Genomic DNA, 16,320 nt, shown 5'->3' on the forward strand with positions numbered 1-16,320 from the left:
TCATCGCGGTTTCCACCACAGCAGCCGCCGTTCGATCAGTCCGGCGATCGAGTTGAGCAGCGTGGCGGCAATGATCAGCACGGCGATCACGGCGTACACCCGATCGAGCTCGAAGTTTCCGGAGAAGGTCGCCACCAGCTGGCCCAAGCCGTCCTTGGCGGCGATCATCTCCGAGGTCACCACGCCCAGCAGGCTGTAGATGAGGCCCAGCCGCAGCCCCGCGAAGATCGACGGGACCGCCACGGGGAACAACAGCTTGCGGAAGATCTGTGACTTTCTCGCGCCCATCACCTCCATCAGCCGGATGACGTCGGGGTCGGCGGCGTGCACTCCGGCCCGCGAGTTGAGAATCACCACGAAGACCACGACGGAGAAGGCCAGCGCGACCTTGGCGGTGGTGGTGATCCCGAAGGCGACGATGAAGACCGGGGCGAACGCGATCCGCGGGGCGCTGTTGAGGGCGCTGAGGTACGGGTCGACTATCCGCTCAACCCGGGGTGACAGGGCCAGGCCGAGGCCGATCAGGACGCCGGTGACCGCGCCCAGCGTGAGCGCGATGAGCGTCGCCTGCAGCGTGGCCCACAGGTTGGGCCACAACTGGCCGGCGCTCACCAGGTCCACGGCCGCCTGCCAGACCTCGCCGGGGCTACGCAGGACGATCGGGCGGACCAGCTTCAGCCAGTGCGCGACCTGCCACAGGCCGAGGAACGCGAGGAACAGCAGCACCTGCCAGAGCAGGGTGACCGCGCGACCGCGCCGGTCCCTCGCCGGCCCGGCCTGGGTGACCTCGGCGGGCTCGACGGCCTCGACGGCTGAGCCGACGACGGACGTCATGCCCGCGGGTCCTTGGCGGCGCACGGCGCGTAGACCCAGGTCGCGTAGTCAGGGACGGTTTGCTGGTCCGGCGGGTTGAACTTGGACTGCGCCGCCCACAGTTCGGGGGTGAGCGTGGGGTGCTGCCGCCACACGTCGCCGTACCGGGTCCACATCCCCTTGGCCGCGTCCTGGCTCATGTCGAGGTACTTGGCGAGGATTGTGGAGAGGGCGTCGAGGTTCTTGGGGTCCAGCGCCCAGTCGCGGGCGTCGTAGTAGGCCCGGCAGTAGTTCAGCACCGTGTCGGGATGCTTGTCGAGATAGTCGCAGGTGGTGACGGTGTGCGAGACGATGACGTCCCTGAGCGGGCTGCTTTCCGGGTGGCCGACCAGGTCGACCACGGTCTGGTAGGACCCCGCCGGGAAGTTCGTCGAGTCGGGCGGGAACGCGGCCAGCGCGTCGACCGAGCCCTTCTCCAGCGCGGCCACCGCCGTGCTGCCGACCCCGATGGCCACGAAGGTCACGTCCTTGGTGACGTCCAGCCCCGCGGCGGCGAGCACGGTGCGGGTGTTGCGGTCGGTCGCGCTTCCCAGGTTCGGTACGCCGATCTTCTTGCCCTTCAGGTCGGCCAGGCCGCCGGGGAAGGCGTCGGACTTCTTGCTCGGCAGCGCGAGGTCGGGGCGGGCGATCACGTTGACCGTGTTCGAGTGGCCGGACGTGAGGTACTTGAAGCACTCGCCCTGCGAGGCCGCCTGCACGGTGTTGCTCTGCGGGCCGTACAGGATGTCCACACCGCCGTTCAGCGCGGTGGCCACCGCGGCCTGTCCGGACGCGCTGGGCATGAGGGTGACCGAGAGTCCTCGGCCGGAGAAGAATCCCTGCTCCTGGGCGACCCAGTCCATCAGGCTCAGGATCGCTGACTTCTGGTATGCGACCCTGAGGGTCTGTTTGCCGTCCGCGGTGGTCCCGCTGTCGTCGGTGCCGCCGCCACATGCCGTGGCCAGCGCGATGACAGCGAGCGCCGCGGCGCTCAGGCGCACTTGTCCGAATATCACAGTTCCGCCTCCACGTTCGAGTGATCGGCCCCCGATCTCGTCACACTGAGTCGATACCGAGCCGCCTGGTATAGAGCCGGCGGCACATCACGCAACCCGCCACAGCCTGGACCGTTTCCGCAGTTGGCACGGTGGTTTCGGGCGGGTTACGCCATGCTCACCTTGAGCTGATCAGAAGTGAAGCATGCGCTTAAAGAGGAAGTCAATCGTTTGACCCAAACGATTGACCTGGCGATGTGATCTCACGGAGCGTTACCGATATTGGACACAAGTAGCACCGTCATGCGTGCTCGCAGGCTCGATCACCAGCCGCCGGCCACCTTCATCGCCCCACCCAGGCATGGCATGGGCGCGGCTCAGAGCGTCGTGCGGATGCGCTCCCCGCGAGCCGACGATCTCCAGCAGGCCGCCCCGCTGGTGCGCCTGGTCGGCCGACAAGGACTAGCTTGGGTGACGAACGTGCCGAATGGGGTTAACGGGGACGGGCATATGACCACTCGAAACGACTGGACTGTCGACGCTTGTGCCATCGCTCCGGAGGATCATGTCCTGGAGATCGGCTGCGGCCGAGGGGTTGCCGTTGAGTTGGTCTGTGCCAAGCTGACCACGGGCAAGGTCGTGGCCATTGACCGGTCGGCGAAGATGATCGCTCTGGCCGAGCAGCGGAACCGGGATGCCGTGGCTTCGGGGAAGGCGAGCTTCCGTACGGGGGAGTTCCAGGATGCCGAATTCGACGGCGAACGCTATGACAAGATTTTCGCCGTGAACGTGAACGTGTTCTGGGTGCGGAATCCGGTCACGGAAATGAGTGTGATCCGCTCGCTGTTGAACCCCGGGGGTGTGTTCTTCCTGGGCTATGAACCGCCCGCGGGTCGCGTCGCGGAGATAACCGAACGGCTTCTCAAGAACATGGCCGATTTCAAGGTTTCCGTCGTGGCGGGAGCTCCCCATCTGGTCGGTCTCAAGATCTCCATCTGATCGACTGCTGGTCGCGGCCCCCTACGTACACTGACGGGCATGGCATGCCGCGCCGACGTCGGCCAGACCGGCGCCGAGAACTGGCACGTCCTGACCGACCCGGAAGGCAACGAATTCTGCCTCCTGCGCACCCGGCTCCAGCCCCTCTGACCACGTGCGTTAATTTCCGGGAACCGCCATCGACGAAATCGAGTTCGGGCGTCATGCTGGCGGCAGGGGGATTCGGGTGGGCCCGGGGATCGGCACTCATTGGTGCAGACGCGCGTTGACAATCCAGGGAGGGTGGATTGGATGGCGGCGCAGGGGGATTATTCGGACGCCGAGCTTGTGGAAATGGCGAGATCCACAAAAACGCGGCGAGACGCGCACGAACGGATTTACGCGCGGTACGGAAAACGGGTTCTGGCGGTGTGCCTGGCTCACCTCGATCCGGAGCGGGCGCAGGACGCGGCGCAGGAGTCGTTTCTGGTCCTGATGGACGCCCTGGCGCGTAACGGCGGGCCGGAGCCGGGCAAGCTCGGGCCGTGGCTCTACGGGGTCGCGCGGAACAAGGTGCGGGAGACCTACCGCGACCGGCGGGTGACCGTGATCGAACTGCCCGAGGAGGCGGACACGGTCCCCGAATGGATCGGCGCGGCCGACGACCAGGCCAGCGAGGCCCGGCGACGGGCGGAGGTGCTGCGCCTGCTGGACATCGTGGCGTCGGGTCTCACCGAACGGCAGCGGCGAATCTACTGGCTGACGGTGCGGGAGGAACTGCGGGGGCAGGCGCTCGCCAACGCCCTGGACGTCGCCCCCGCTGAAGCCAACCGGCTGAACAGCGAGGTCAGGAAGCTGATGACCGACGGGTTCGGCTGTTTCCTGCTCGCGGACTACACCCAGTTCCAGTGGCGGTACGGCCAGGCCGCGGCGACCTGCCAGGGACTCCTGCAGGTCATCCGGGCGTGGAGCCTGGAGCACGGCCTGTGGACCGGGAAAACCTTTCCCGCCCTGCTGCGGCAGCAGGTCTCCCAGCATGTGCGGGACTGCGCGGCCTGCTCGGACGGACGCCGCCGTGTGGTCCGGCCGTACCTGCCCGGGCTCATTCCGGTGCTGTTTCTCCCGGCGTTGTCCGAGCGGATGCGGGAACTGTTCGCGCGGGTCTCGGCCGAAGACCCGCTTCGGCAGGGCGATCAGCAAACGGCGCCGAACCGGTTCCCATGGCACGAGCACGGTCAGAGGGAGGCACCCCCACGCGCACCGCGCGGGCGCCGGCCCCGGCCGCGCGCCAGACGGACGAACCGGTCGCTGGGCGCCGGACTGGCCGCGGCCGCCATCGTGGTGCTTCTCATCGGCGGCGTGCTGGCGTGGATGGGGACGGCGCCGCCCCCCAGCCCGTCGGCAGCGGCGAACGAGACGCCCCTCGCCCCGGATGCGGATGCCCCGCCCAGCGGCGGCACGGCGGCCGACCCCACCCAGCCGGGCGATCCGGGGCGACCGAGCGACGTGCCCAGCGAATCCGTGCCGCCGAGCGACCCCACCCAGCCGGGAGACCCCGGGCAGGAGCCCAACCCGCCACAGCCGGGGCCGGGGCGACTGACCTTCTCCGGGAAACTTCTCCAGCTGGGCCAGCAGTACGACATCACGATGGACGGGTTCGGCGCGGGTGAAAAAATCGGCATATCTGGTGACCCCTCCCGCGCCACGGCTCCCGACGTGACAGCCGACCGGTCGGGCAGGGCCGTCGCCCATCTCACCGTCGGATCGGACGTCCAGGCAAAGAACTACACAGTCACCGCCAAGGGGCGAGGTACGGGCACCACCGCGACGGGAACCGTCGCCGTCGTGGCCACACCCGCCGGAAAGACGCCGACCGTTGGCACGATCTCGTTCTCGGCGCCCCTCCTCGGCCGGGGCCAGTCATACGACGTCACTCTGGCCGGGTTCGGGGCGAGCGAGGACATCGTCATCGAAGGCGCTCCCTCAACGGACACGCCCACGGGACGGACGGACTCGGCCGGAAGCGGCACGATCCGTCTCGCGGTGGGGCAGGAGGCCGCCGCGAAGAAGTACGACGTCACCGCCAGAGGGCGGCAGTCAGGCACCGTCGCGAAAGGGACCGTCACCGTCTTGGTACCGGCACTGACGGCGCCGCCAGATGGGATCGCGCCAGGCGAGACCGTGACGGTCACCGGTACGGGTTTCCCGCCCAGCACGACGATCACACTCACGTTCAGTCCCGGCGACCAGAGCAGAACAGTTGCCACCGACTGCTGTTCCGAAAGCTTCCGAGTCGACTCGCCCCCGCTCACCGCCCCCGGCACCTACACGATCACCGCGACGGGAGCGGGCTTCTCCGCGCAGGCGCGGGTCACCGTGCATCCCCCCGCCTGCAGGCCCACCCTGACCTTGACAACCCGCACGGTCAGACATCCCGCGTCGGGTCTGTTCGCCGCCTACGACGAGACGATAAGCGTCCTGTCCGCCACGGGCTTCCCGGCGGGCGCGGCGGTGACGTTCAGCGGCATCGCGGGCGACGGCACGAAGTCCACCATCAGAACGGTGACCGCAGACCAGAACGGCAACGCCTCGATCGACACACCATCGTCCCCCGATACGTTCGTAGCCTCCGCCAGCGGCTGTGAGGAGGCCCGCATCGTGGTACCCCGCTACTATCCACGGCTCCACTGAGCCACCGCCGTCCTTCGCGGAAGTGCCGGGGTCCGCCACGTACGGGCGGACCCCGGCGTACTCGCCGGGGCATGCCCTCAGTTCTGGCATCGTGCGGAGGAGTCGGGCGTGAATCTGAGGAACCGCAGGCTTGTGCCGTCGGCGCGCAGGCCAGCGGAGATCCGCACACAGGCGTTCCGCGCGGCGGCTGTCTCAAGCGCGTCGGCGAAGTCGCCGATGACCTTTCCCACCACCTGCTCGCACCCGATCCTGGCGATCACTGCCTTGATCCTGGCCGCGCCGCACACCCCATAGGCGAGCAGACTGGTGACCATCTCGTTGACCAGCCGCGGATTCGCCGCCAGGCGGCCCCCCACCTGACGCGTGAGACCTCGACGCATGGAAAAGACGCAGACGCCGTCCGCGCAGACCGGCAGCCCCAGGTCGAGCCGCATGGAGATCGTGGGCGTAGCACCGCCGGTCAGCGCCGCACGGGTCTGCCGGCCGACCTTGCCATCCCGCAGCAGCCCGTGGTCCCCCTGGTAGGCCTTGACGTTCGCGTGGGTCTGCGGGCCGAACCGGCCGTTCAACCGCTGCCCCGGAAAGCCGTTGTCCCGCAGTGCCCGCTGAAGCAGACGCACGCAGTCCTTGCCGTCGATCGGGTCGACGTCGCCCATTCGCAGCTCCGGGCAGTCGCTCAGCCCACCGTCAACCGGCGGCAGAGTGACGTTCCCCGAACCGATGAGAAAAGCACAAAGGATCGCGATTCCCGCTATCCAGATGAACACCCCTAACACCCGCATGGCGAGGCCTCCGACTCGACCACGGCGCCCATCCCCGGCGCCACTCGCCAACAGGTGCGAGACGGACCCCGAATCTCCCCCTCGGAGCGAAAAAATCTTGAAACAATTTCCGGACAAGATCCGAATTCATGGACCTTGTCATTTGAAATTCAGCTGAGCTGCGCGAAAACCGTGTTGAGTCCCGGAGGGAGAGCGCGACACGGAGCGCTTCCTCGGCTCGATGGCTGCGTGGTGAGTGCTGGGCTTTAGCATGTCGCAGGTGACCGCCTACGACGATCCTGACATGCTCGAATACCTGGACTCCTCAGCCTTGTCGGAGCGCCGGCGGCGGATCCTGGCCACGATCCGGGACTGGGTGGTCAGGTACGGATACCCGCCGAGTACCCGCGAGATCGGCCACGCGGTCGGGCTGCGCTCGCCCTCGTCGGTGTCGAAACACCTCAAAATCCTGGAAGAGCAGGGCTTTCTCCGCCGGGGTACGGCGATGACCAGGCCGATCGACGTGCGGCTGTTCCTGGGCGCCTCGGCGCCGCAACCTGCCGTCGACCTGGTGAGCGTGCCCGTGGTCGGTGACATCGCCGCGGGCACGCCCATCCTGGCCGAGCAGTACGCGGACGACACGCTGACCCTGCCCCGCGACCTCACCGGCCGGGGCACCGTGTTCGGCCTGCGGGTGCGGGGCGATTCGATGATCGACGCGGCGATCTGCGACGGCGACATCGTCGTGGTCCGGCAGCAGCCCGAGGCGTACTCGGGGCAGATCGTCGCCGCGATGATCGACGGCGAGGCGACCGTCAAGGTGTACCGCCGACGCGGCGAGCATGTCGTTCTCGAACCACGCAACCCCGCCTACGACGACATCGACGGTGACGGCGCCGTGGTGCTGGGCATCGTGGTGTCGGTCCTGCGCAACGTGTGAGGACCCGTCCGGCGTCGCCCCGCTGTGCGAAGCGGTCAGTCGCAGTGCACCGTGAGTGTGCCCAGGTGGGTGAACTCGGCGGTGATCGGGCGGCCCGGTTCCAGGGGGACGGCGTCGGTCATTCCGCCGGTGAGGACGATCCAGCCCTCCTCCAGGGCCAGCCCCCGCTCGGCGAGGGAGTTCGCGGCGAGTGCGAGCGCCCGCGCCGGGTGGCCCTGTACGGCCGCGCCCGTCGCGGTGTCCACCACCGTGCCCCCTACGCTCAGCGCGCACGCCTCAAGCGCGAGGTCCAGGCCGGCGGGGTCCACTTCCACGTCACCCACCACGAACCGGGCCGACGACGCGTTGTCGGCGACCACGTCGGCGAGGGTGAACCGGAAGTCGCGGTAGCGGCTGTCGATCACTTCGAGGCCCGCGGACACGCTCCGCACCGCGGCCATGGCCGAGGCCGGGGTGACCCCGGGGCCCTCCAGTCGCCGCCCGAGCGTGAAGACGATCTCGGGCTCCACCCGCGGGTGGATGAGCCGCTCGACCGGAACGGGCGCGCCGGCGTCGAGCACCATGCCGTCGGTGAGCCAGCCGGTCAGCGGCGCGGCCACGCCCATCCGCCGCTGCTTGGCTTGCGAGGTGAGGCCGAGCTTGACACCGACGATCCTCTCGCCGCCGGCGACCCGGTTGGTCACCAGCTCGGACTGCACCTGGTAGGCGGTGCCGAGGTCGAGTTCGGGCCAGTCCTCGGTGATGGGGTGGCGCGCGGTACGGGTCGACTCCGCCGCGCGCAGGGCCTCGACGGCCCGATCGACCGTCCATGTGTTCGCCGTCATGGTGGCCAACCATGGACGGCGGCGGGCACGGCTTCCACCTGGCATTCCCATATACCGGAAATCGGGTAGTTGCTTCCGCCCCCGACGGTCCTACGGTCACTCCCACCCGCCATCATCCCCCCGAGGCGGGAAGCATTCCAAGCTGGAGGAAACCGGCGATGAACAAACAGGAACTCAGGGTCGTCGGCGCGTCGGCCGTCGGTACGGCGTTCGAGTGGTACGACTTCTTCCTCTACGGCGCACTCGTCCCCGTGATCGGCAGCAAGTTCTTCAGCGGCTACGGCTCGGCGGCGCAGACCGTGTTCGCACTGCTGACCTTCGCCGCCGGATTCGTCGTCCGCCCGATCGGCGCGCTGGTGTTCGCACGGATCACCGACCTGGTCGGCCGCAAGATCGTGTTCATGATGACGCTGGTGCTGATGGGCCTCTCGACGGTTGCCGTCGGGCTGCTGCCCACCGCGGACCAGATCGGCATCCTGTCCCCGATCCTGCTGGTGACCTGCCGCATCCTGCAGGGCCTGGCGGTCAGCGGAGAGTTCGGCGCCGCGGTCACCTACGTCTCCGAGTACGCCCCCTCGCGGCAACGCGCGTTCTTCGTCGGCTGGCTGACCGGCACCACGGCGCTCGCCTTCAGCCTGTCGCTGGGCGTGCAACTGCTGGTGCAGGCCATCGTGGGCGCGGACGCCTTCGAGGAGTGGGGCTGGCGGGTGCCGTTCCTCATCTCCGTCCTGCCGCTCGCGCTCTCGGTGTGGATCCGCAGCAAGCTGAACGAGAGCCCGCTGTTCCTGCGGATGAAGGAGGGCGGCACCCAGGCCAAGGCGCCGCTGCGCGAGGCGTTCGGCTCGCGGGCCCGGGTGCGCATGATCGCGATCGTGTTCGTGATGGCCGCGACGCAGTCGTTCATCGGCTACCTGTCCACCGTGTACATGCTGACCACGATGAAGACCTACCTCAAGGCCGACTCGTTCACGGTCAACGCGATCTTCATGGTGGTCATGCTGATCGGGTTCTTCCTGTGCGTGCTCGCCTGCTGGGTGTCCGACCGGATCGGGCGCCGGCCGGTGCTGTTCGCGGGGCTGGGCCTGGCCGCGCTGCTCGCGTTCCCGGTCACCGGTGGCATCGTCTCGACCACGAACCCGGATCTCGCCCGGGCGCAGGAGAGCGTGTCGGTCACCATCCAGGCCGACCCGGCCGAGTGTTCCTTCCAGTTCAACCCCGCGGGCACCGCCAAATTCACCTCCGACTGTGACCGGGCGCGGAACGTGCTCCAGGCCAACTCGGTCACCTTCGAGCGGCAGGACAGCACCGGCCCCACCAAGGTCCTCGTGAACGACACCCAGGTCTCCGGTGGTCCGCAGCTGACCGACGAACTGCTGGCGGCGCTCAGGACGACCGGGTACCCGGTCGACGGATCGGACGGCACGATCAAGATCACCAGTGTCGGGGACTTCTTCACCGGGCCCGTCCTCACCGTCGCGCTGCTGCTCCTCGCACTGGTCGCGTTCGCGCAGATGGCCCAGGGACCGGCCGCGACGGCGATGGCCGAGGTGTTCCCGACCCGCGTCCGGGCCACCGCGCTCTCGATCCCCTACCAGCTCGGCGTCGGCATGTTCGGCGGGCTGCTGCCGGCGACGATGGTCGCGATCGGGGCCGAGGTGGGCAGCACCACCACCGCTCTGTGGTACCCGGTCGGCGCCCTGGCGCTGGGCCTGGTGATCCTGGTGTTCACCCTGCCGGAGACCAAGGGCGTGGACCTCGCCGAGGTGCGCCTGGAGGGTGACACGGCCGAGGAATCCGTCGTACGCCAGGACAGCTGACCCAGAAAGGGAAGGGCATCATGCCGATCATCGATGTCTCACTGCTGACCGGCCGTACCGAGTCCGAACTGCGCGAGATGATCGCGGCCGTCCACGACGCGGTGGTGCGCAGCCTCGGGGTCCCGTCCGAGTCGGTGCGGATCCTGGTGCGTGAGCTGCCGCCGACCCACTGGGCCGCGGACGGCGAGACCATCGCGGAGCGCAGGGCGCGCTCCTAGGAAATCGAGTGGGGGGACGGGTCGCCCGTCCCCCTCTCACACCTGGTCCCGCGCGGGCGAACGAGGCCGTTGGCGGGTCAGCCGTGGCGGGCGCGGGGCCGCGCCGGCCCCGTCGTGTCGCGCAGCGAGATCGGCGGCGCGACGAGCAGCCGGCGATGCGGGAGACCGGGGTCGGCGATGCGCTGGATGAGCAGTTCGACTGCATGCGCACCCAGTTCGTCGGCCAGGATGTCGGCCGCGGTGAGCGGCGGGTGCAGGTTCTCGGCCCAGCGCCGGGCGGCGACTCCGGTGATCGAGAAGTCGCCCGGCACGGTCAGGTGCCCGTGGGTCAGCGCGCGGTACATCCCGGGGATGGCCGCTTCGTTGACGGTGGCGATGGCGGTGAGCTCGGGGTGCGCGGCCAGCAGCCGTTCGACGCAGGAGGTCCCCGCCTGGGCGTCGTCGGCGCAGCAGACCTGCACGCCCGTCAGGCCGCGCTCGCCGACGGCGCGGGTGAAGCCGAGCTGGGCCCGATGGCTGGGGCCGTACCCGGCGGCGACCAGCTCGGCCGAGCGGTTGACCAGGGCGATCTGCCGATGGCCGAGGTCGGCGAGGTGGTGCACGCAGCGGGCGATCAGCGTCTCGTAGTCGATGTCCACCCAGGTCATCTCCTCGGGGTGGCTGGTGTGGCCGATGCCGACGAACGGCAGGCCACTCTGCCGCAGGCGGGTTACCCGGTCGTCCTCCAGCCGGATCTCCATGAGGACCACTCCGTCCACGCGGCTGCCGGTCACGACCCGCTCGAACGAGCGGTCGTGCTCGCCGCCGGACGGTGAGAGCAACACGTCCAGATCGGCGCGCGCGGCCGCGTCCACGACGCTGGCCACGAAGCCCAGCTGCACGTCGGTCAGGCGCTGGCTGGCCGGGGGGATGACCAGGCCGATCGTCCGCGTCCTGCCCTCCTTGAGCGCCCGTGCCGCGGCGTTGGGACGGTAGCCGAGCTCGTCGATCACCGCCTGGATGCGCCGCCGGGTCTCCTCCGCCACCGGCCGCTTGCCGCTCAGCGTGTACGACACCGTGCTGCGCGACACGCCCGACCGCTTGGCGATCTCCCCGATGTTCACCGGCACTCCTCGGCTGGCTCGGTCCCGACGATTCCCCATAGTAGGTCGAATCGGTTCAGGACGCAGAGTCGGATGCCGACCAGGTGATCAGGTCCAGAAATACCAGGCTTATCGGCGATGTCTGCGCAGCACCGTTGACGCGGCCGATGCGGCGACGTATCTTCGGTCGAACCGATTCGAGGAATCGATTCGACATCGAGTGGAAACAGGCGTGTAACGCCGGCCAACGGAGGCCGGAACCGTGCGAACAACGAGCTCACCCACACCGCGACCCACGTCATCTGACCCCGAGAGGACGGCTGGAGCCGTGACAGCAGCGAGATCATCGGGATGGAGCCGGCGCACGCTCGGCGTCGGCCTGGCGGTCGTGGCCGCCGCGGGCTGCCTGGCCGGGTGTTCGACCACAACGCCCGAGAACGGCACCGCCGCCACCGGCCAGCCGTCGGCAGGCGGGACCTACACCATCTGGGACCCCTATCCTCAGTACGACAAGACCTCCGAATGGGTGAAGCTGCTGGAAAGCTGCGGCTCCCAGGCCGGGGTGACGGTCGAGCGCACCGCCTTCGACACCAGTGACCTGACCAACAAGGCACTGCTCGCCGCCCAGCAGGGCAACGCGCCCGACGTGATCGTCATCGACAACCCGGTGATCTCGACGCTCGCCGAGGCCGGGGTCCTCACCACCACCGAGGAGAACAAGCTCGACATCTCGGCGATCTCGCCGAACCTGATCGCGGCCGGGCAGAGCGGGGGCAAGACCTACGGCGTCCCGATCGGCGCCAACACCCTGGCCCTCTACTACAACAAGGCGGTGCTGGACGAGGCCGGGGTGGACATCGCCTCGGTCAAGGACTGGGTGTCGCTGACCGCCGCCCTGGAGAAGGTCAAGGCGGCGGGCGAGAAGGGCATCACTTTCTCCGCCATCGGCACCGAGGAGGGCAGCTTCCAGTTCCTGCCCTGGTTCTGGGGGTCGGGCGCGCAGCTCACCAAGCTCGACTCCGCGGAGGGCGTGTCGGCGGTGACGCTGTGGACCGACTGGCTGAAGAAGGGGTACGCCCCGAACTCGGTCATCAACAACACGCAGACCACCAGCTGGCAGGAGTTCGCGAGCGGGGACTACGCCTTCGCCGAGAACGGCACCTGGCAGCTGGCCAACGCCAAGCAGGCCGGTTTCGAGTACGGCATCATCCCGATCCCCGGCAAGGCCGGCGGCACCGCGGCGGCGCCCACGGGCGGCGAGTTCGTCAGCATCCCCGTGCAGCAGGACGCCGCGCGCTACGCCACCTCCCAGCGGCTGGTCACCTGCCTGACCAGCACCGACAACTCGTTCACCACGGTGTCGACGCTGTCGTACATCGCGCCCACCGAGCAGGTCCAGGCCCGGCAGATCACCGAGAACCCCGAGCTCGAGGTCTGGGTCGCGGCGGTCAAGGCGGCCAAGGGCCGTACCAGCGACGACCTCGGCACCAAGTATCCGAAGATCTCCGAGCCGATGTGGGGTGCGGTGCAGGCGGCGCTGAGCGGGGCCAAGAGCCCGCAGCAGGCGATGACCGATGCGCAGACCGCGATCCAGTAGGCGGCCTCGCCATGAGTCGAATCGCCCAGGCGCCCAACCGGCGCCCGGCGCCCGCCATCGGTGGTTCCGTCCCGACCGGGCGGGGCCACCGGAAGGTGTGGCGGCCACGGGCCGAGCAGTTGACGGCGTGGGCTTTTCTGCTGCCGATCGTCGTCTACCTGGTGGTCTTCTACGCCTATCCCCTCTACCGCAATCTCGAGTTGAGCCTGCGCGACTACACGGTTCGCTCGTTCGTCCAGGGTGACGCGCCCTTCATCGGGTTCGACAACTACGCCAAGGTCATCAACGACGCCACCTTCGGACCCGCCCTGTGGCACACGGTGGTTTTTACGGTGGTGTCGCTGGTCTTCCAGTTCGGCATCGGGCTCGCGCTGGCCCTGTTCTTCGTCAGGAACTTCCGCCTGTCGGCGACGTTGCGCGCGCTGTTCCTGGTGCCGTGGCTGCTGCCGCTGATCGTGTCGTCCTCGACCTGGGCGTGGATGCTCAACAGCGACTCCGGCGTGGTCAACGCGGTGCTCGGCATGGTCGGAGTCGACCCGGTCAACTGGCTGACCTCTCCTGATTGGGCGCTGTGGTCGGTGACAGTGGCCAACATCTGGATCGGCGTCCCGTTCAATCTGGTGGTCCTCTACTCCGGACTCCAGGCGATCAGCCCGGCCGTCTACGAGGCGGCCGCGCTGGACGGCGCCTCAGGCTGGCAACGGTTCTGGAGCGTCACCTTTCCCCTACTCCGCCCGGTCTCGGCGATCACGCTGCTGCTCGGGCTGGTCTACACGCTGAAGGTGTTCGACATCATCTGGATCATGACCAGGGGAGGGCCGAGCGGCGCCTCCACCACCTTCGCCACCTGGTCCTACCGGCTGGGGTTCGGGAACCTGGTGCCCTCCTTCGGTCCGGGGGCCGCGGTCGGCAACCTGCTGATCGTGACGGCGCTCGTGTTCGGACTGCTCTACATCCGCGTCCAGCGAAGGCAGGCCCTCGCATGACCGCCCCGCGCCGCTGGTGGAAGACCCTGATCGGGATGGCGCTGACCGGCGTGATGCTGTTCCCGGTCTACTGGATGATCAACGTGTCGTTCACCCGGGACCGGGACATGCGCAAGAGCCCGCCGTCCTGGTTTCCCGTGGACGGCACGCTGGAGGGTTACCGCGCGGTCCTCGACCAGCAGCTTCCCTATCTGGGCGCCAGCCTGGTCGTCGGGCTGGGCACCGTGGCCCTGACCCTGGCGGTCGCCGCACCGGCCGCGTACTCGCTGGCCAAGCTGCGCCCGCGCGGCGGCGGGGCGCTGAGTTTCCTGCTGCTGATCGCCCAGATGATCCCCGGAATCATCATGGCGATGGGGTTCTACGCCATGTACCTCAACCTCGGCGTGCTCAACACGCTCCCCGGGCTGATCGTGGCCGACTCCACCCTCGCGGTCCCCTTCGCGGTGCTCATCCTGACCGCGTTCATGTCCGGCATTCCCCAGGAACTCCTGCACGCCGCCCGGGTGGACGGTGCCGGAGCCCTGCGGACCTTCTGGTCGATCATCATGCCGGTCAGCCGAAACGCGATCATCACCGTGTCGCTGTTCGCGTTCCTCTGGGCGTGGTCGGACTTCATCTTCGCCAGCACGCTGGACAGCGGAGGCGATCATCAGCCGATCACCCTCGGCATCTACCACTACATCGGCAACAACAACCAGCAGTGGAACGCGATCATGGCCACCGCGGTGGTCGCCTCGATACCGGCCACCGTGCTGCTCGTCATCGCGCAGCGCTATGTGACCGCGGGTGTCACCGCGGGCGCCGTCAAGGACTGACCGGGCTCTCCTCCCGACCGAAAGGACCATCCCTTCATGACCGTCGCCGCCACCGGCCCGGTGTTCTCCGTGCGGGAAATCCCGTTCAGTTTCCGCGGGTCCTGGTTCGGCTTCTCCCCGGTCATCGGGGAGAACACCTACGCCCAGGATGTCCACCTGGTCTCGCACCAGACCGGCATGCACCCGATCCTGCGACTGACCCCCGTGGCCGGGACCGCGCCCGTCGACAGCGCCGTCACCGCCACACCACACCAGCTCACCTGGAGTTGCGGCTCCGGGCGGATCGATCTCGCATACGAGAGCACGGACACCGTGCGGGTGCGCGGCCGGGGAGTCGGCCTGCGGCTGCTGGCCGCCGATCCGGTCCTGACGCCGTTCAGCGGACCGTACTTCTTCCAGGACCCCCGCGACGGGTCCTCCGTCTTCACCGTCTACCAGACCGGACGCCGCTACCGCGTCACCCTCCTGCACGGGCGGATCGCCGAACACCTGGGGGCGCAGGTGCTCGGCACCACCGAGCGGGGCGTCGTGGTGACCGGCGACGGCGAGGCGTGGGAAATCGCCATCGAGGAGTACGAGACCGCCCGCGCCCCCTACGCGAGCGAGCGGGGATTCGAGCAGGTGGTCACGGCGGCCCGGCGCGACTTCGACGAGTTCTGCGATGCGGTGGCGCCCTGGCGGGACGACCGGGCGCCCGCCGCCGAACTGGCCGTCTACGTGCTCTGGTCGGCCACGGTACGCGCCACGGGTTTCGTCACCCGTACGGCGGTGCTGATGTCCAAGCACTGGATGGACAAGGTGTGGAGCTGGGACCACTGCTTCAACGCGATCGCCCTCGCCGAAGGGCTCCCCGCGCTGGCCTGGGACCAGTTCCGGCTGCCCTTCGACCACCAGGACGCCGCCGGCGCGCTGCCCGACTCCATCACCCACTCCGAGATCCTGTATAACTTCGTCAAGCCGCCCATCCACGGCTGGGTTCTGCGGCGTCTGCCCCTGGTGCCACGGGACGAAGTGGCCGAGACCTATCGCCTGCTGGAGCGGTGGACCACCTTCTGGCTGGCCGCCCGCCGGGTCCCCGGCCATGAGCTCGCGCACTACCAGCACGGCAACGACAGCGGGTGGGACAACGCGACCACCTTCACGGCGGAACGTGTCGTCGAGACAGCCGACCTGGCGGCGTTCCTGATCATCCAGATGCGTGCGCTCGCCCGCCTGGCCACCGGACTCGGCCTGACCGACGAGGTGGCCCGCTGGTCGCAGGCGGCCGACCGGATGCGCGAGGCGATGCTCGCCGAACTGTGGCGGGGCGACCATTTCGTCGCGAGAAGCGCGCGTTCTGACCAGGTCTGGTCCAGCTCCAGTCTGCTCGACCTGATGCCGATCGTGCTGGGGGAGGAGCTGCCCCAACCGGTCCACGCCACCCTGGCCGCCAAGATCAAGACCCACCTGACCGAGTACGGACTCGCCACCGAACTGCCCACCTCGCCGCACTACCAGGACGACGGCTACTGGCGCGGCCCGATCTGGGCCCCCTCGACGGTCCTCATCGAGGACGGTCTCCGCCGGACCGGCTACACCGGCCTCGCCGACGAGATCAGCGCACGCTTCCGCGCCCTGTGCGAGAAGTCGGGGTTCGCGGAGAACTTCGACGCCCGCACCGGAACGGGGCTCCGCGACCGTGCCTACACCTGGACGGCCAGCGCCTATCTCATCCTGGCTGCCGCCCATACGTACGGAACCTGACCGGGTCACATCCCACACCCG

At 68.7% G+C, this 16,320-nt stretch carries 14 protein-coding genes and 1 pseudogene; 10 read left to right on the forward strand and 5 right to left on the reverse strand.

Features of this window, described 5'->3' with window-relative positions; all coding sequences use genetic code 11:
• Nucleotides 1–834 (reverse strand): ABC transporter permease, encoded by an 834-nt coding sequence (locus KIP79_RS34255; RefSeq protein ID WP_214109127.1) that lies wholly within the window; start codon nt 832–834, stop codon nt 1–3.
• A complete protein-coding gene (locus tag KIP79_RS34260) occupies nt 831–1,868 on the reverse strand; it encodes an ABC transporter substrate-binding protein (RefSeq protein ID WP_214109128.1) in 1,038 nt (345 codons plus the stop codon). The genes KIP79_RS34255 and KIP79_RS34260 overlap by 4 nt, the downstream gene beginning before the upstream one ends.
• Nucleotides 1,869–2,150: 282 nt before the next feature.
• On the opposite strand from KIP79_RS34260, the gene KIP79_RS34265 reads away from it, so the two are divergent.
• From KIP79_RS34265 to KIP79_RS34275, 3 genes and pseudogenes are all read left to right on the forward strand, one after another.
• Nucleotides 2,151–2,846: an SAM-dependent methyltransferase gene (locus KIP79_RS34265; protein ID WP_214109129.1), complete on the forward strand. Its 696-nt coding sequence runs from the start codon at nt 2,151–2,153 to the stop codon at nt 2,844–2,846.
• A 48-nt stretch (nt 2,847–2,894) separates the two neighbouring features.
• Nucleotides 2,895–2,996: pseudogene (locus KIP79_RS34270) on the forward strand (VOC family protein); the annotation flags it as partial.
• Between the two features lie 183 nt (nt 2,997–3,179).
• On the forward strand, nt 3,180–5,516 hold the full coding sequence (locus KIP79_RS34275; protein ID WP_214109130.1) for a sigma-70 family RNA polymerase sigma factor: 2,337 nt from the start codon (nt 3,180–3,182) through the stop codon (nt 5,514–5,516).
• Between the two features lie 77 nt (nt 5,517–5,593).
• Here KIP79_RS34275 and KIP79_RS34280 read toward each other — a convergent pair whose 3' ends face one another.
• A complete protein-coding gene (locus KIP79_RS34280; protein ID WP_214109131.1) occupies nt 5,594–6,172 on the reverse strand; it encodes a peptidoglycan-binding domain-containing protein in 579 nt (192 codons plus the stop codon).
• A gap of 376 nt (nt 6,173–6,548) precedes the next feature.
• Between KIP79_RS34280 and lexA the strand changes: the two genes are divergently transcribed.
• Nucleotides 6,549–7,217 carry a transcriptional repressor LexA gene (lexA, locus tag KIP79_RS34285; protein WP_214109132.1) on the forward strand — a complete coding sequence of 223 codons (669 nt, stop codon included), beginning with the start codon at nt 6,549–6,551 and terminating at the stop codon, nt 7,215–7,217.
• Between the two features lie 35 nt (nt 7,218–7,252).
• Here the strand turns inward: lexA and KIP79_RS34290 are convergent, their stop codons facing one another.
• Nucleotides 7,253–8,041, reverse strand: a complete 789-nt coding sequence (locus tag KIP79_RS34290) for a 2-keto-4-pentenoate hydratase (protein ID WP_214109133.1) — start codon at nt 8,039–8,041, stop codon at nt 7,253–7,255.
• A 158-nt stretch (nt 8,042–8,199) separates the two neighbouring features.
• Here KIP79_RS34290 and KIP79_RS34295 point away from each other — a divergent pair, with 158 nt between their 5' ends.
• A complete protein-coding gene (locus KIP79_RS34295) occupies nt 8,200–9,858 on the forward strand; it encodes an MFS transporter (RefSeq protein ID WP_214109134.1) in 1,659 nt (552 codons plus the stop codon).
• 20 nt (nt 9,859–9,878) lie between these two features.
• Nucleotides 9,879–10,076 (forward strand): tautomerase family protein, encoded by a 198-nt coding sequence (locus tag KIP79_RS34300; protein WP_214109135.1) that lies wholly within the window; start codon nt 9,879–9,881, stop codon nt 10,074–10,076.
• 77 nt (nt 10,077–10,153) lie between these two features.
• Here KIP79_RS34300 and KIP79_RS34305 read toward each other — a convergent pair whose 3' ends face one another.
• A complete protein-coding gene (locus KIP79_RS34305) occupies nt 10,154–11,179 on the reverse strand; it encodes a LacI family DNA-binding transcriptional regulator (protein ID WP_214109136.1) in 1,026 nt (341 codons plus the stop codon).
• A 307-nt stretch (nt 11,180–11,486) separates the two neighbouring features.
• Between KIP79_RS34305 and KIP79_RS34310 the strand changes: the two genes are divergently transcribed.
• Genes KIP79_RS34310 through KIP79_RS34325 form a run of 4 tightly spaced genes read left to right on the forward strand, consistent with a single transcriptional unit; the run spans nt 11,487 to nt 16,299 of the window.
• A complete protein-coding gene (locus tag KIP79_RS34310) occupies nt 11,487–12,755 on the forward strand; it encodes a sugar ABC transporter substrate-binding protein (RefSeq protein ID WP_214109137.1) in 1,269 nt (422 codons plus the stop codon).
• 11 nt (nt 12,756–12,766) lie between these two features.
• Nucleotides 12,767–13,741, forward strand: coding sequence for a carbohydrate ABC transporter permease (locus KIP79_RS34315; RefSeq protein WP_214109138.1), 975 nt, complete (start codon nt 12,767–12,769; stop codon nt 13,739–13,741).
• Nucleotides 13,738–14,556, forward strand: coding sequence for a carbohydrate ABC transporter permease (locus KIP79_RS34320; protein ID WP_214109139.1), 819 nt, complete (start codon nt 13,738–13,740; stop codon nt 14,554–14,556). The genes KIP79_RS34315 and KIP79_RS34320 overlap by 4 nt, the downstream gene beginning before the upstream one ends.
• Nucleotides 14,557–14,592: 36 nt before the next feature.
• Nucleotides 14,593–16,299 carry an amylo-alpha-1,6-glucosidase gene (locus KIP79_RS34325; protein ID WP_214109140.1) on the forward strand — a complete coding sequence of 569 codons (1,707 nt, stop codon included), beginning with the start codon at nt 14,593–14,595 and terminating at the stop codon, nt 16,297–16,299.
• Nucleotides 16,300–16,320: the final 21 nt, after the last annotated feature.

Origin of the sequence: Acrocarpospora catenulata (assembly GCF_018476525.1) — a bacterium.
GTDB classification, from domain to species: domain Bacteria; phylum Actinomycetota; class Actinomycetes; order Streptosporangiales; family Streptosporangiaceae; genus Acrocarpospora; species Acrocarpospora catenulata.

Excerpts from the sequence above, each read along its gene's own strand:
- lexA (WP_214109132.1), top strand. The coding sequence starts at position 6,549 with ATGTCGCAGGTGACCGCCTACGACGATCCTGACATGCTCGAATACCTG.
- KIP79_RS34295 (WP_214109134.1), top strand. The coding sequence starts at position 8,200 with ATGAACAAACAGGAACTCAGGGTCGTCGGCGCGTCGGCCGTCGGTACG.
- KIP79_RS34320 (WP_214109139.1), top strand. The coding sequence starts at position 13,738 with ATGACCGCCCCGCGCCGCTGGTGGAAGACCCTGATCGGGATGGCGCTG.
- KIP79_RS34325 (WP_214109140.1), top strand. The coding sequence starts at position 14,593 with ATGACCGTCGCCGCCACCGGCCCGGTGTTCTCCGTGCGGGAAATCCCG.
- KIP79_RS34290 (WP_214109133.1), bottom strand. The coding sequence starts at position 8,041 with ATGACGGCGAACACATGGACGGTCGATCGGGCCGTCGAGGCCCTGCGC.
- KIP79_RS34280 (WP_214109131.1), bottom strand. The coding sequence starts at position 6,172 with ATGGGCGACGTCGACCCGATCGACGGCAAGGACTGCGTGCGTCTGCTT.
- KIP79_RS34315 (WP_214109138.1), top strand. The coding sequence starts at position 12,767 with ATGAGTCGAATCGCCCAGGCGCCCAACCGGCGCCCGGCGCCCGCCATC.
- KIP79_RS34265 (WP_214109129.1), top strand. The coding sequence starts at position 2,151 with ATGCGTGCTCGCAGGCTCGATCACCAGCCGCCGGCCACCTTCATCGCC.
- KIP79_RS34275 (WP_214109130.1), top strand. The coding sequence starts at position 3,180 with ATGGCGAGATCCACAAAAACGCGGCGAGACGCGCACGAACGGATTTAC.
- KIP79_RS34300 (WP_214109135.1), top strand. The coding sequence starts at position 9,879 with ATGCCGATCATCGATGTCTCACTGCTGACCGGCCGTACCGAGTCCGAA.
- KIP79_RS34255 (WP_214109127.1), bottom strand. The coding sequence starts at position 834 with ATGACGTCCGTCGTCGGCTCAGCCGTCGAGGCCGTCGAGCCCGCCGAG.